Below are 13,842 nucleotides of genomic sequence, written 5' to 3' on the forward strand. Positions count from 1 at the left end.
GTGACGGGCAGAGTCGGCCGGGTCGGCCTCGCAGTGACGATCGTGCTGCTGTTCGGCCTCGGTGTGCTCGACCTCGTCCAGCACTACCGCGTCGAACCGGTCGCCGCGTTCGCCCTCAGCGCCGCTCGGGTGGCCCCGCTGCTGTTCTTCCGGAGGCGTCCGGTCGAGGCGTGGGTGATCGAGTTGTCGGCCGTGCTCGTCACCGCGATCGTGACCGTGCCGGTGTCGCCCGCCGAGCCGTGGCCGTGGGCGGTCAGCAGCATCGCGACGCTCACGGCGGTGGCCGGTCTGGTCGCCACGCTGGGCGGCAAGCACCTGTCGATCGTCATGGTGACGGTCACAGCCGCGCTGGGTGTGTTGCTGTCGATCTGGCCGGGCCGCGGGGACTGGTTCTCGTTCGTCGCGACCACGGTCGCGGTGGCGATCGGCGCCGGCGTGGGGGACGTCGTGTGGGCACGCAGGCAGATGGCGAACGCGCTGGCGGAGGAGAAGCAGGTCAGTGCGGCGGAGCGGGAACTGCGGTCGGTGGTCGAGGAACGGGCCCGGATCGCCCGCGAGATGCACGACGTGGTGGCGCACCACATGTCGGTGATCGTCGTGCAGTCGGAGACGGCCCGGTACCGGCTGGACGGGTTGCCGGAGCGGGCGGTCGCCGAGTTCACCGAGATCGCGCGCCTGGCCCGCGGCTCCCTGTCCGAATTGCGCGGCCTGCTGTCGGCGCTGCGCGACGACGGCGCCGACCCGGCCCGCACGCCGCAGCCGACGCTGGCGGAGCTGCCCGCGTTGGTGGCGCGGGTCGAGGCGGCGGGCATCCCGGTGACCATGACGATCGCGCCCGGTGCCGAGAACCTGCCGCAGGTCCTGCAGCTGGCGGTGTTCCGGATCGTCCAGGAGGGGCTGTCGAACGTGGTCCGGCACGCCCCGGGCGCGCGGACGTGGGTCGACATCGCCCGCAGGAAGGAGACATTGACAGTGGAGGTGACCAACGACGAAGCCGGGGGCGGCGGCCCGCTCACGGACAAGGAAGGCGGCCATGGTCTGGCGGGGGTGCGGGAACGGGTGACGCTGCTGGGCGGCCGGTTCGAGGTGGACCAGCCAGACGGCGGCTGGCGGCTACGGGCGGTGCTGCCGCTGTGAACGGAACATCGATCCGGGTGGTGGTGGTCGACGACCAGGACATGGTGCGTGCCGGGTTCGTGGCACTGCTCGACGCGCAGCCCGACATCGCGGTCGTCGGTCAAGCGGCCGACGGGCAGGCCGCAGTGGAGGTGTGCGTGGCGACGACACCGGACGTGGTGCTGATGGATGTCCGCATGCCGGTGCTCGACGGCGTCGAGGCCACGAAACACCTCGCGGACACGCCGTCGCGGGTGCTCATGCTGACCACCTTCGACATCGACGACCATGTCTACGCGGCGCTCCGCGCGGGTGCGTCCGGGTTCCTGCTCAAGGACGCGACGCCCGACGAGCTGGTGGCGGCGGTGCGGGTGGTGGCGGCCGGGGAGTCGCTGCTCGCGCCCACGGTGACGAGCAGGCTGATCGCACACTTCGCGCGACAGCCCGTGCTCGTCAGCACGCCACCGTCACTGGCTGAGCTGACCCGGCGCGAGCGGGAGGTCCTCGTGTGGGTGGCACGCGGCCTGTCGAACGCGGAGATCGCGGACCGCCTGGTGTTGGCCGAGCAGACGGTGAAGACCCACGTCAGCCGGATCTTCCTCAAGCTCTGCATCCGGGACCGGGCCCAGGCCGTGATGGTCGCCTACGAAACCGGCCTGGTGTCGCCCGGTGTCTTCTGAGTGGCTGCCAGCACGCGGGAGAGGGCGGCGTGCAGCTCCTCCAGCTCAGCCAGCTCCATGCCGAGCTCCTCGACCACCTTGTACGGGATCTTCTCCGCCTCCGCGCGCAGGGCGTTGCCCTTGTCGGTGAGGTCCACCGCCAGTGCTCGCTCGTCGCGGGCGCTGCGGGCACGGCTGATGTACCCGAGCGCCTCCAGGCGTTTGAGCATGGGGGACAGGGTCGCGGGCTCGTGGCGGAGTGTCTCGCCGATGTCCCGGACGGTGCGGGGTGAGCGGTCCCACAGTGCCAGGAGCACCAGGTACTGCGGGTGCGTCAGCCCGTGGGGCTCCAGCAGCGGCCGGTAGATCGCGATGACGCTCCGCGACGCCAGCGACAGTGCGAAGCAGACCTGCCGGTCCAGCGCCAGCGGGTCAGGGCCGAGATCGATCGGTGGCATGGCTCATAGATCCCTAATAGTTAGCGTACTAAGTGTTAGTGTACTGAATATGCAACGACCCAACCCCTTCCAGTGGCTCTGGTACGCGGTGGGTGGCCGGCTGCCGGAGCGCCTCGCCCCGTGGGTGCTGCACGACGTGACCGCCAGGACCTGGGTGTGGCGCCATGCGGCGCGCGGCATCGTGGTGCTGGCGCCGATCGCGGCCGCGTGCCTGGCGCTGCCCGGTCCGCTGGGTCTCCGCCTGGCGATGGTGCTGCTGGTGGCCATTGTCGGCGTCTACTTCTCACTGTCGTACGTGGACGAGAGCTGTGAACTGCGGGCAGTGAAGCACGGCTACGAACACGGCATCGCCCGTGTCACCCGGGACGCCCGCAACGAGAAGGCCGAAGAGGAAGCGCGGGCCCGCTACGCGGCCCAGTTCCGCGCCGAACCGACCGAGCGCACCAGCCGATGACACCGTGCGTGTCACTCGGCGAAACGGGCTCGGGTCGGCTGGAACATGAAGTGAACATACGACGCCGTACCCTTGCCGAGTGGCCGCACCCGTAGTGTCGCCGGACGAGCCGGCGGTGTCCGACAAAACGGACGAACGCTCGCCTGCCTGGCGAAACGTGCTCCTGCGCGTCGTGATCGCGACGGGCGCGGGCATCATGATCTACTTCAGCGGCCCGCCGCGCACGCTCTGGTGGCTCGCGCCGCTGGGGTTCGCCGTCCTCGGCGCGGTGCTCTACGGGCGCCGGGCTCGCGCCGGTTTCGGTTACACGCTGTGCGCGGGTCTCGGGTTCACCGTCCCGCTGCTGGCGTGGACCGGCGAGTTCGTCGGCGTCGTCGCCTGGCTTCCGCTCAGCCTCGCGGAGGCCCTCCTGATGGGCCTCGCCGGGGCCGGGATCGCCGCGGTGAGCGTCCTGCCGGCCTGGCCGGTCTGGGCCGCTCTGATCTGGGTCGCGGGGGAGTGGCTGCGCTCGATCTTCCCGTTCGGCGGGTTCCCGTGGGCGCGGATCGCGTTCACGCAGCCCGACGGCGTCTACCTCCCGCTGGCCTCTGTCGCGGGCACCCCGCTGATCGGTCTCGCGGTCGCCATGACCGGGTTCGGCGTGACCATGCTGGTGCGCAACCTGCTGGTCGACCGGCAGCCGCGGCGGATCGTCGCGCCCGCGCTGGCGGTCCTGCTGCCGATCGTGGCGGCCTTCGGCGCGCTGCCGCTGGTCGGCACGGACGCCAACGACGGCGAGGCGACGGTCGCGGTCATCCAGGGCAACGTGCCGAGGGCCGGGCTCGACTTCAACTCCCAGCGCCGCGCCGTGCTCGACAACCACGCGGAGCGCACCGAGCAGCTCGCACAGGAGGTCCGCGAGGGCAAGGTCAAGCAGCCTGACCTGGTGATCTGGCCGGAGAACTCCTCCGACATCGACCCGTACCGCAACCCGGACGCGTGGGCGCGCATCGACGCCGCCGCACGCGCGATCGGCGCGCCGATCGCGGTCGGGTCCGTGCTGCTCGGCGACGACGGGCTGCCCCGCAACACGATCCTGCTGTGGGACCCCGAGCAGGGGCCGATCGAGCAGTACACGAAGCGAAAGCTGCAGCCGTTCGGCGAGACCATGCCGTGGCGGCCGTTCTTCCGGCTCTTCACCTCGGCCGTGGATCGCGCGGGCCAGTTCGTGCCTGGTGACAAGGCGGTCTCGTTCCCCATGGGGAACGCCACGGTCGGGTTCGCCACCTGCTACGAGGTCGCGTTCGACGGCGTGGTGCGCGAGTCGGTCGAAGGGACGAACCTGCTCGCCGTGCCGACGAACAACGCCACGTTCGGCTACACCGAGATGACCTACCAGCAGCTCGCCATGGACCGCGTGCGTGCCGTCGAGCACGGCCGTGCCGTGGCCGTCGCGGCGACGAGCGGGGTCAGCGCGTTCGTCCGCCCGGACGGCTCGATCAGCCAGTCGACCGGCATGTTCGTGCCCGGCGCGCTGGTCGAGACGGTGCCGCTGCGGACGACGACTACGCTGTCTGACCAACTGGGCCCTGCCCCGGAGTGGGTGATGGTGCTCGCGGGACTCGGCGCGCTCGGCGTCGCGATCGTGGTCCGGCGGCGCGGCAGGGCAAGCAACTGAACGAGTGAGTGACCGGCGCGTCAGGTGCGCCGGCGAGGAGGGTGACGTATGGCGGAGCAGCTCGAGCCGGTGCTCGTGGTGATCCCGACGTACAACGAGCGGGACAACATCGAGCGGATCGTGACCCGGCTGCGTGCCGCACTGCCGAACGCGCACGCCCTGATCGTGGACGACGGCAGCCCGGACGGCACCGGCGACATCGCCGACCGCCTGTCCGCCGAGTCCGACGGGCACGTGCACGTCATGCACCGCACCGAGAAGAACGGGCTCGGCGCCGCGTACGTGGCCGGCTTCCAGTGGGGGCTGGACCGCGACTACGCCGTGCTCGTCGAGATGGACGCCGACGGCTCGCACGCGCCGGAGGACCTGCCGCGCATGCTCGACGCGCTGGCGGACGCCGACCTCGCGATCGGCTCCCGGTACGTGCCGGGCGGCAAGGTCGTGAACTGGCCGAAGCACCGCTACATGCTGTCGTGGGGCGCCAACACCTACGCCCGCATCGCGCTCGGCGCGCGGGTGAAGGACATGACGGCCGGCTTCCGCGCGTACCGCCGCGAGGCGCTGCAGAAGATCCGCATCGACAACGTCGCGTCGCGCGGCTACTGCTTTCAGATCGACCTCGGCTGGCGCACGATCGAGGCGGGCTTCACGGTCGTGGAGGTGCCGATCACGTTCACCGAGCGCGAGCACGGTGTGTCGAAGATGAGCAGCGACGTGATCCGCGAGGCGCTGATCCGCGTCACGAAGTGGGGGCTGCGCCGCCGCGGCACCCAGCTGAAGGCGTTGTTCTCGAAGTGACGCACGCGGTCTCGCCCGAGGACTGGCGCTGGGGGGACGAGTTGGACGCGGTGGTGGCCGCGCCCAACTCGCACCGGGTGGTGTTCGAGAACGAGAAGGTGCGGGTGCTCGAGGTCTCCGTGCCGCCGGGCACGCGCGAGCCGGAACACACGCATCGCTGGCCGAGCGTGATGGTCACCGACACGCGGGCCCGCATCCGCTACTGGATCGGCGACACCCTGAGCTTCGAGTCCCCCGACCCGCTCCCGCCGCCCGGCGACCTGTCGGGCTCGTGGAGCGGGCCGGAGGGCCCGCACTCGGTGGAGAACATCGACACGTTCGCCTCGCACGCGCTGCGCATCGAGTTCAAGGACCAGTAGCCGGCGGTACCCGGCTCAGGCTCCTGTGGTGAAACATGCCGAATGCCACATCGGGCTCGCCCGATGTGGCATTCGGTGTAGGGAGCCGCGGGAGGCTCAGGCGGAACGGCTGCGGCGGACCTTCAGCTCCTGCAGCCGCTCGGTCAGCAGGTCCTCCAGCTCCGGGATGGTCCGGCGCTCGAGGAGCATGTCCCAGTGGGTGCGCGGCGGCTTGACCTTCTTGGCCTCCGGCTCGGTGCCGTCGATCAGCTTCGACGCGGTGCCGTGCAGGCGGCACTCCCACATCGAGGGGACCTCGGCGTCGTCGGAGAACGGAACCTCGAACTCGTGGTCCTTGGGGCAGGCGTACCGGATCGTCCGCCGGGGCGCGAGGTCGTGGTTGCGGTCAGTCTCGTAGCTGACCGCGCCAAGTCGGCTTCCACGGAGTACACGGTCGGCCATGGCGACGTCCTTTCGTTCGGCTCACAGCTGGAGCCAGGGTGGTGCTCACCAAGAGCAACGTCGGAGTAGGTCGAAACGTTCCCGCCCGCCACACTTTGTTGCTCAGGGTGACCTGCGGCAACCCCTGCTTCTATAGCTTCCACCGTAGAGATGCCCCGTAAACGTGTTCGTGACGCGACACTCGTCGGATTGCCGAATGATGTCGCCCACTTGGGGGTACGAGTTGCCCAGGATGGCCGGTCAGGCGAGGCTGAGCTGTCCCCGTCCGGCCACGGCGGGCCCGAGGTCGCCGACGCGGAAGTGTCTCCGGCACAGGACCTGATAACGCACGGTAGTCGGCGGGGTGAAATCCGGTAATTCACGGTCCGTATCCGCGACAAGCACCGTGTCGCCGGCGCGGATCACTGTGCCGTCCGCCACACGCGCGTTGAACCGGGCGGGCAGCCCGCACCAGCAGAGCACGTCGACCTGTACGGGTTCCAGCTCGTCGGCGAGTTCGAACAGCCGCCGCGAGCCGGGGAACATGCGGCTGCGGAAGTCGGTGGCGATGCCGAAGCAGTACACGTCGACCTGCACGTCGTCGGCCAGCTCGGCGAGCTGGTCCACCTGCGCGGGGGTGAGGAACTGTGCCTCGTCGACGATCAGGTAGTCGACCCGGTGACCGTCGGCCCAGCGGGCGCGGACCAGTTCCCGCAGGTCGACCTCGCCGTGCACCTCGTAGGCCTGGCGGGTGATGCCGATGCGGCTGGAGATCTGCGGCTTGCCGGAGCGGTCGTGGTGGACGAGGAGGAGCCCCTTGCGACCCTGCCGGGCGTGATTGTGGTCGACCTGCAACGCGAGCGTGGACTTCCCGCAGTCCATCGGTCCGTAGTAGAACCGGAGGTGTCCCACCACCGGCACCGCCCGCCGTGACCCGGCTGCGGGCACCGAGGACAGTGCGTCGGTCGGGTCGTTGAGGTGCGTCGGCATGGGCTCCACGGCAGGAGACCCTATCCCGGCCACGCTGAGTGGCATGGGATCTTCGGGTCACGGGTATCCACGGCGGTGTCAGCCGCTCCGTTCGAGAGGTGTCGCATGACCGCCCTCCCTTTCCACCGCCTGGTCGACCGCGCCCGTGACGAGGCCGCCGACGGCATCGCGTGGCTCACCGGCCGGACCGCGGGCCTCCTGGACGACACCGCGGCGGTCATCGCCGACGTGTCGGACACGGCGGCGCTGACCGCGGCCAGGGTGAGCGGCCACGCGGGCGAGGCCGCGGGCCGGTACGCGTCGCAGGCGTGCGGCTGGCTCGCCGACCGGGTGAGCGTTCTCGGCGAACGCGTCGTGAGCCGCGTCGAGGACTGAGCGCTCGACGGACGGGACGTCGTCGGGACCGTCGCAGGCCGATGTCGGCAGCAGGTCCGCCGAAGCAGGCGTACCTGTCGACGAACTGGTGGGTCGCGGTTCGTCAGCTCGCGCCGACGACCAGGGTGACGCCCAGTGTGACCATGGTCGCGGCGACGAGGCCGTCCAGCAGCCGCCACGACGAAGGTCGCGCGAAGAAGCCGGTCAGCAGCCGGGCACCGAAGCCCAGTGCCGCGAACCAGCACAGGCTCGCGATCGCGGCGCCCACGCCGAACGCCCAGCGCAGGTCGCCCCGGTGCGCGGCCACCGAACCCAGCAACAACACGGTGTCCAGGTAGACGTGCGGGTTCAGCCACGTCAGCGCGAGGCACGTGAGCACGACGCGGCGGGCGGAACCCGTCGGCGCGCCCGTGACGTCCATGGCCGACGGCCGGAACGCCCTGCGTGCGGCGAGGAACCCGTAGCAGAGCAGGAACGCGCCGCCGACCAGGCCGACGACGGTCAGCGCCTGCGGGAACGCCGCCACGACCGCGCCGACGCCGCCGACCCCGAGCGCGATCAGCACCGCGTCCGACAACGCGCAGATCGCGACGACCGCGAGCACCCCGTCGCGGCGGATGCCCCGCCGCAGCACGAACGCGTTCTGCGCGCCGATGGCGACGATCAGGGACAGTCCGGTGCCGAACCCGGCGACCGCCGCGAGCAGGGCGTCTCTCATGGAGCCGAGGCTAAGGGCGCAGCCGTCGACAGTACAGCTAAGGATTCTTACGTAACATTAGTGTTTGTGATGACCGATCTGCCGCTCGACCAGGTCCGCACGCTGCTGGCCGTGGCCGACGAGGGCACGTTCGACGCGGCGGCCGCGGTGCTGCACGTGACGCCGTCGGCGGTGAGCCAGCGCGTGAAGGCGCTCGAACAGCGCACCGGCAGTGTGCTGGTGACCCGCACGAAACCGGTGCGGCTCACCGAGCCGGGCCAGGTCGTGGTGCGGTTCGCCCGCCGGCTGGCGGCGCTGGAGCGGGACGCTCGCGCCGAGCTGGGCATGAGGGGCGCGAACGAGCCGGTGCGGTTGCCGATCGCGGTGAACGCGGACTCGCTCGCCACCTGGTTCCTGCCCGCGCTGGCCCGCGTGGCCACCGACCCGCCGGTCTGCTTCGAGCTGCACCGCGAGGACCAGGACCACACGACGACGTTGCTGCGGGACGGGACGGTGATGGCCGCGGTCACGTCGTCGGCGACGCCCGTGCAGGGCTGTTCGGTGCGACCGCTGGGCGGCCTGCGGTACCTGCCGTGCGCGAACCCGGCCTTCGCGCGCCGGTGGTTCACCGGCACGTTCGCCGACGACGTCGCGGCGGCGCCCGTGGTGGTGTACGACCGCCGCGACGACCTGCAGGACGCGTTCGTGCGGGCGGTGAGCGGCCGCGACGCGAGCGTGTCGCGGCACTACGTCCCGGCCTCCGAGTCGTTCGCCGACGCCGTCACCGCCGGGTTCGGGTGGGGGATGGTGCCGACGGAGCAGGCCGGGCCGCGGTTGCGTGCGGGGGAGCTGGAGCTGCTGGCCGACCGGCCGATGGACGTGCCGCTGTACTGGCAGCAGTGGAAGCTCGACTCACCCGCCCTGTCCGCGGTGGCCGAGGCCGTCGCCGCGGGGGCCGCCACCTCGTTGCGGAGGACCGCTTCGTGAAGTTCGCAGACCATACGTTTGACCTGCCACTCGACCACGACCGGCCGGACGGCGAGCGGATCACCGTGTACGCGCGGGAGGTCACCGCCGACCCGGCGCTGCCGTGGCTGCTGTTCCTCGGCGGTGGCCCGGGTTTCCCGGCGCCCCGCCCGCTCGGCGACGAGGGCTGGCTGCTGCGCGCGCTGCGTGACTACCGGGTGCTGCTGCTCGACCAGCGCGGCACCGGCCGGTCGACGCCCGTGACCCGGCGGGTGGCGCAGGCGCGGGGAGCGGAGTACCTGACGCACTTCCGGGCGGACTCGATCGTGCGCGACGCCGAGCTGGTCCGGCAGCGCGTGACGGGCGGCGAGCCGTGGACCGTGCTGGGACAGAGCTTCGGCGGCTTCTGCACGGTGACGTACCTGTCGTTCGCGCCGGAAGGGTTGCGTGCCGCGCTGGTGACCGGTGGCCTGCCGGGCGTGGCGACCGACGCGGCCGGGGCGTACCGGGCGCTGTACCCGGTGGTGGCGGAGAAGAACCGCGCCCACTACGCCGCCCACCCGTCGGACGTGGCGGCGGCTCGCCAGGTGGCGACGCACCTGCGCGCGCGTGACGTCTGCCTGCCGACCGGGCGCCGGTTGACGGTCGAGGCGTTCCAGTCACTGGGCAACCTGCTCGGCGGACGCGACGGCAGCGCACGCCTGCACTACCTGCTGGAGTCACCGTTCGACGGCGCCGGGCTGTCGGACGCGTTCCTGCTCGCGGTGACGGCGGAACTGTCGTGGGCGTCGGCGGCGAACCCGCTCTACCTGCTGCTCCACGAGGCGACGTACGCGCAGGGGCCGGGCGCGACGGCGTGGGCGGCGCAGCGGGTGCGCGCGGAGTTCCCGGACTTCGACGGGGACGACCCGCTGTTGTTCACCGGCGAGATGATCTACCCGTGGATGCTGTCCGACGATCCGCTGCTGGCGCCGTTGCGGCCGGTCGCCGACGAGCTGGCGGACCGTCCACAGTGGTCCCCGCTGTACGACGTGGACCGGTTGCGTGCCAACGAGGTGCCGGTCGTCGCGGCCGTGTACGACACGGACATGTACGTGAACCGCGACCTGTCCCTGCGGACGGCGACGGTGATCGGCGGCCTCCGCGTGTGGCACACCGCCGACCACCAGCACGACGGTCTCCGCGTCAGTGACGGCGCGGTCCTGTCCCGGCTGCTGGAGATGCTGTGAGTCGGCGGCGACCCGCCCGGCGAGCGAGCGGAAACCGGGACGAGCGGGCACGATGAAACCACCATGGTTGCCGGGAAACACGTGAAACAGGCGACGATCGCGCTGATCGGTGCGGTCGTGCTCGTCATCGGTGTCGCGTTGCTGGTCCTGCCGGGGCCGGGGCTGTTGCTGGTCCTGGCGGGCCTGGTGATCCTCGCGTCGGAGTTTCCCGCGCTCGAACGGCATGTCGACCCGGTTCGCGACCGCGCCATGAAGGCGGCGGAGGACAGCGTGTCGTCGCCGCTGCGGATCGCCGGGTCGGTGCTCGTCGGGTTGGGGCTGATCGCGGCGGGGGTCGTGTGGGGGTTGCGGCTGTTCCCGTGGTTGCCGTTCCCGGGGTGGAGCACGGGGTCGAGCCTGATCCTGTCCGGGATCGTGCTGTTCGCGCTGCTGGGCTGGTCCTACCGGAAGGTCAGCGCACGGCGTCGGTGATGTGCGTGCCGAGCACGTCCGGCGCGTGGACGTGCGCGAGGTGCCCCTGGCCGGTCATCCGCGTGACCGACGCCCGCGGGAAGGCCGCCACGAACCTGGCGAACGGCTCGCCGTAGGGATCACCGCCTTCGGAGCGCTCGCCGACGATCAGCGTCACGGACGTCTCCAGGTCGCGGTAGCGGTCGTACGCCGGGTTGTGCGCGTTGATGGCCGCCAGTTCCTCGGCGAGCGGCGCGGCGAGCCGGACGAGCGTGGGCCACGCCGGGCCGCGGCGCAGTTCGTCGACGTACTCGGTGGAGAAGCCGGACACGTCGCGGTTCACGATCTCCACGGCACGGCCGGGGTCGCCGCTCGCGGCGGCCGCCCGCAGCGGGGCGACGTACTCGGCCACGAACGGGGCGGCGACCGGCTCGTACAGCGTGAGCGAGCGCAGGTCGCGCCGCTCCACCGCCGTCTCCGCGGCGATCAGGCCGCCGTAGCTCCAGCCGAAGAGGTGGGCCTCCCCGCCGAGGTCGTCGAGGAACCCGTGCAGGTCGTCGACCTCGGTGCGCACCGTGTAGCCCTCGCCGACCGGTCCGCTCGGTGTGCGGCCGCGGCGGTTGACCACGACCACCGGGTTCGGCGCCTCGATGCGTTCGACGACCGGCAGCCAGGACTCCGCGTCGGCCATCACTCCCGGCACCAGCACCAACGGCGTACCCGCGCCGTCACGCACGAGCGCGGTGAGGATGGTGCCCGCACGTTCGATCCGCAGGGAACGCATGCCACCATCCTGTCACGCACCTGATCATGGAGCGGCCCCCGGCACGGACGTGCCGGGGGCCGCTCTGTGTCACTCAGCCGGTCAGGAACCGCCGCCCGGCTGGACGACGCCGTTGACCGTCAGGGTGTACGGCGCGTACTGGTTGACGAGCTCGGTGGGCTCGTCGTACGCGACCACCGCGACGACCTTCTCGAACGGGGTCAGGAACATCAGCTGCATCCAGCCGAGCTTGACCTGGTTCTTGCCGTCGACCTCGACCTGCAGCGCGACCTGGTTCTTCTCGTTGTACGCGATCAGCCGCAGGTTCCAGTTGTGCACCGGGAACGGGCGGATCTCGGTCGGCGAGTCGAACGGCTCCACCGACGAACCATCGCTGACGGTGGTGCCGCCCACGGTGATGTCGTCGATCTTCACGCCACCTTCGTTGACGCCGCCGTCACTGATGTACTGGAACCCGACCAGGATGGTCTGGCCCGCGTACGCGGACAGGTCGAACGTGTGCGGCTCGAAGCCGTCGGTCGTGCCGTTCAGCGACGGGCCCTGCGGACCCGGCACCGTCTTGTCACCACTGATCGGCGTGTAGGACTCGCCGCCGTCGGTGGAGACGACCACGTAGCCGTAGTCGTAACCCAGCTCGGCGCCGTACTTCGCGTCGAAGCGCAGCGTCGGGTCGGCCTGCGGCACCGTCACCGACGTCACCGCGGTGGCGTTGATGTTGTTGCCGTTGCCCGACCACAGCACCGGGTCACCGGCGCTGTCCGGGTCGTCGGACACGACCGTCCACTCCAGCGGGAGCGGCGGCAGCGTCTCGGCACCGTCGAACGACAGGGACTTGAGGTCCTTGCCCCTCAGCGTGGTGCCGTCGGCCTTCTGGAGCGGCACGAAGTCCGCACCGTTCGGGGCCGCACCAGGGGTGGCGTAGGACGCCGGGTTGTCCAGGTTCACCGTCGAGCGCAGGCTCGGCGTGGTCACCCGTGACTTCGGCACCCCGAGCATGACACCGCGCCGCGAGTCGCCGACGATCTTGTCCAGCAACGTCATCGACTGGTAGTCGTGCAGCACCCGGTACATGTCCGACTGCCCCTCGGCCTCGAGCGCCGCGTCGAGGCTGGCCAGCCCCTGGCGCTCGCCGTCCTGGTGCAGCAGCGTCATGATCTCGGTGCCGTACCGGTCGGAGAGGAACTGCATGATCGAGTACGCGTTGCCGTAGTCGGCGAGGACCGCACTCGGGTTGCTGCCCTCACCCCACAGGTTCAGCGAGTTCTCCGCACCACCGCAGTCCCTCGGGTTGGTGTTGTACGGCGTCTGGACGATGCCGAAACCCTGGTAGCAGTAGATGTGGCTGTCGCCGCCCCTCTCGAACACGGTCAGCCGCGGGTCGACGTACCCGGTCAGGGTCTGCGCCCAGTCCGAGAGACCCTCGTTGATCCAGTTTCCTTCGAACGGGTCGGTGTAGTACATGAGCAGGTGCTGCCACTCGTGCGCGAACGTGCCCTCGTACAGCTGAGGACGCGCCGGGCGGCTGGTGCACAGGTCGTCCGTCGGCTCGTCGGCCGGGTTGGCACCGGTGCGGTGCGCCCAGTCGAACGCGTCGATGGTCATCACGTTCCGGTCGACCAGCTCGTTGAACTGGCCCGAGAAGAAGCCGGCGATGTACGTCGGCGCCTCGGGGAACGTGTAGTAGTTGTCGTCGCGCACGTTGTCGATCAGCGCGACCGTGTTGTCGCCCTCACCAGAGAAGTCGAAACCCTCCAGCACGGGGCTCATGTTCGAACCGTCACGGTCCGGCGGCGTCGAGAAAGCCGCCGTCTCCTTCGGGTACATGTTGCTGTCGAACTCGTTGACGAAGTACGCGACCTGCTCGTCGGTGACCGTGGTCGAGTTCGGGATCTGGGTACGGCAGTCGCCCTCGGGGAACGACGTGTCGTTGGCGACCCAGACCTCGATCTTGTCGCCGACCCCGCGGAGTGTGTAGTCCTTGAGGTACAGCTGTCCCTGGGCGTCGTCCAGGGCGAGCCACGGACGGACCGTGCCGACCGGCGGTGTCACCGCTGTCGCCGCTGCTCTCTTGCTGCTCGGCTGGTAGCTGCTCGGCACGTTCACGGGCTTGCCGTTGAGCGTGAAGTCCTTGCGGGTCAGCTCACGGGTGTCGTCCACCGGTGCCTTCGCGGCGGGTGCACCGGCCGCCGCCGTAACGGGCAGTACCTGGAGAAGTGGAACCACGAGCAGAGCGGCCGCGACCGAGACTAATCGGCGTCGTCGCATGGAAACCCTTTCGCTATGCGCGTCCGCCACGTGGGGTGCCCACGAAGACGGGCACGGTTGTACATGCCCCCGTACCTCGCCTTTTCGGTTGGGGCATTCCCGGCGTTTCATTCACACCACGGTGTGTTTTTCCCGGTTAACGGGCTGGGTGTGATCAAGTGGCTA

General features: G+C 70.5%; 16 protein-coding genes. 10 read left to right on the top strand and 6 right to left on the bottom strand.

From position 1 onward, the window contains the following. Together ACIBVP_RS02550 and ACIBVP_RS02555 are read left to right on the top strand one after the other, a co-directional pair. Entirely contained in the window at window positions 1-1,137 is a 1,137-nt protein-coding gene (locus ACIBVP_RS02550; protein ID WP_396104181.1) for a sensor histidine kinase, read from the top strand. Then, window positions 1,134-1,796 (top strand): response regulator, encoded by a 663-nt coding sequence (locus tag ACIBVP_RS02555; RefSeq protein WP_396104182.1) that lies wholly within the window; start codon window positions 1,134-1,136, stop codon window positions 1,794-1,796. The genes ACIBVP_RS02550 and ACIBVP_RS02555 overlap by 4 nt, the downstream gene beginning before the upstream one ends. Here ACIBVP_RS02555 and ACIBVP_RS02560 read toward each other — a convergent pair. Then, entirely contained in the window at window positions 1,760-2,233 is a 474-nt protein-coding gene (locus tag ACIBVP_RS02560) for a MarR family winged helix-turn-helix transcriptional regulator (protein ID WP_396104183.1), read from the bottom strand. The two genes, ACIBVP_RS02555 and ACIBVP_RS02560, sit on opposite strands and share 37 nt — an antisense overlap. Window positions 2,234-2,282: 49 nt before the next feature. Between ACIBVP_RS02560 and ACIBVP_RS02565 the strand changes: the two genes are divergently transcribed. From ACIBVP_RS02565 to ACIBVP_RS02580, 4 genes are all read left to right on the top strand, one after another. Then, window positions 2,283-2,687 (top strand): DUF5313 family protein, encoded by a 405-nt coding sequence (locus ACIBVP_RS02565; RefSeq protein ID WP_396104184.1) that lies wholly within the window; start codon window positions 2,283-2,285, stop codon window positions 2,685-2,687. Between the two features lie 79 nt (window positions 2,688-2,766). Continuing rightward, window positions 2,767-4,344, top strand: a complete 1,578-nt coding sequence (lnt, locus tag ACIBVP_RS02570) for an apolipoprotein N-acyltransferase (protein ID WP_396104185.1) — start codon at window positions 2,767-2,769, stop codon at window positions 4,342-4,344. A gap of 48 nt (window positions 4,345-4,392) precedes the next feature. Continuing rightward, a complete protein-coding gene (locus ACIBVP_RS02575) occupies window positions 4,393-5,142 on the top strand; it encodes a polyprenol monophosphomannose synthase (RefSeq protein ID WP_396104186.1) in 750 nt (249 codons plus the stop codon). Further along, window positions 5,139-5,501: a hypothetical protein gene (locus ACIBVP_RS02580; RefSeq protein ID WP_396104187.1), complete on the top strand. Its 363-nt coding sequence runs from the start codon at window positions 5,139-5,141 to the stop codon at window positions 5,499-5,501. Before ACIBVP_RS02575 ends, ACIBVP_RS02580 begins: the two co-directional genes overlap by 4 nt. A 96-nt stretch (window positions 5,502-5,597) precedes the next feature. Here ACIBVP_RS02580 and ACIBVP_RS02585 read toward each other — a convergent pair whose 3' ends face one another. Next, window positions 5,598-5,942, bottom strand: coding sequence for an RNA polymerase-binding protein RbpA (locus tag ACIBVP_RS02585; RefSeq protein ID WP_396104188.1), 345 nt, complete (start codon window positions 5,940-5,942; stop codon window positions 5,598-5,600). A 240-nt stretch (window positions 5,943-6,182) separates the two neighbouring features. Continuing rightward, window positions 6,183-6,911 (bottom strand): thymidine kinase, encoded by a 729-nt coding sequence (locus ACIBVP_RS02590; protein ID WP_396104913.1) that lies wholly within the window; start codon window positions 6,909-6,911, stop codon window positions 6,183-6,185. Between the two features lie 105 nt (window positions 6,912-7,016). On the opposite strand from ACIBVP_RS02590, the gene ACIBVP_RS02595 reads away from it, so the two are divergent. Beyond that, window positions 7,017-7,286, top strand: a complete 270-nt coding sequence (locus tag ACIBVP_RS02595) for a hypothetical protein (RefSeq protein WP_396104189.1) — start codon at window positions 7,017-7,019, stop codon at window positions 7,284-7,286. Between the two features lie 103 nt (window positions 7,287-7,389). Here ACIBVP_RS02595 and ACIBVP_RS02600 read toward each other — a convergent pair whose 3' ends face one another. Further along, window positions 7,390-8,004 carry a LysE/ArgO family amino acid transporter gene (locus ACIBVP_RS02600; protein ID WP_396104190.1) on the bottom strand — a complete coding sequence of 205 codons (615 nt, stop codon included), beginning with the start codon at window positions 8,002-8,004 and terminating at the stop codon, window positions 7,390-7,392. A gap of 69 nt (window positions 8,005-8,073) precedes the next feature. Here ACIBVP_RS02600 and ACIBVP_RS02605 point away from each other — a divergent pair, with 69 nt between their 5' ends. The 3 genes from ACIBVP_RS02605 to ACIBVP_RS02615 all read left to right on the top strand — a co-directional run bounded on the left by ACIBVP_RS02605 (window position 8,074) and on the right by ACIBVP_RS02615 (window position 10,649). Continuing rightward, window positions 8,074-8,970 (top strand): LysR family transcriptional regulator ArgP, encoded by an 897-nt coding sequence (locus ACIBVP_RS02605; RefSeq protein WP_396104191.1) that lies wholly within the window; start codon window positions 8,074-8,076, stop codon window positions 8,968-8,970. Continuing rightward, on the top strand, window positions 8,967-10,178 hold the full coding sequence (locus tag ACIBVP_RS02610; protein WP_396104192.1) for an alpha/beta fold hydrolase: 1,212 nt from the start codon (window positions 8,967-8,969) through the stop codon (window positions 10,176-10,178). Before ACIBVP_RS02605 ends, ACIBVP_RS02610 begins: the two co-directional genes overlap by 4 nt. Window positions 10,179-10,241: 63 nt before the next feature. Beyond that, window positions 10,242-10,649 (top strand): PGPGW domain-containing protein, encoded by a 408-nt coding sequence (locus tag ACIBVP_RS02615; RefSeq protein ID WP_396104193.1) that lies wholly within the window; start codon window positions 10,242-10,244, stop codon window positions 10,647-10,649. On the opposite strand, the gene ACIBVP_RS02620 is transcribed toward ACIBVP_RS02615, so the two are convergent. Together ACIBVP_RS02620 and ACIBVP_RS02625 are read right to left on the bottom strand one after the other, a co-directional pair. Then, window positions 10,630-11,412, bottom strand: a complete 783-nt coding sequence (locus tag ACIBVP_RS02620; protein WP_396104194.1) for an alpha/beta fold hydrolase — start codon at window positions 11,410-11,412, stop codon at window positions 10,630-10,632. The two genes, ACIBVP_RS02615 and ACIBVP_RS02620, sit on opposite strands and share 20 nt — an antisense overlap. Window positions 11,413-11,493: 81 nt before the next feature. Then, window positions 11,494-13,569 carry a choice-of-anchor J domain-containing protein gene (locus ACIBVP_RS02625; protein ID WP_396104195.1) on the bottom strand — a complete coding sequence of 692 codons (2,076 nt, stop codon included), beginning with the start codon at window positions 13,567-13,569 and terminating at the stop codon, window positions 11,494-11,496. Window positions 13,570-13,842 lie beyond the last annotated feature (273 nt).

The sequence above is a fragment of the Actinophytocola sp. NPDC049390 genome (genome assembly GCF_044466355.1).
Taxonomy (GTDB): Bacteria; Actinomycetota; Actinomycetes; order Mycobacteriales; family Pseudonocardiaceae; genus Actinophytocola.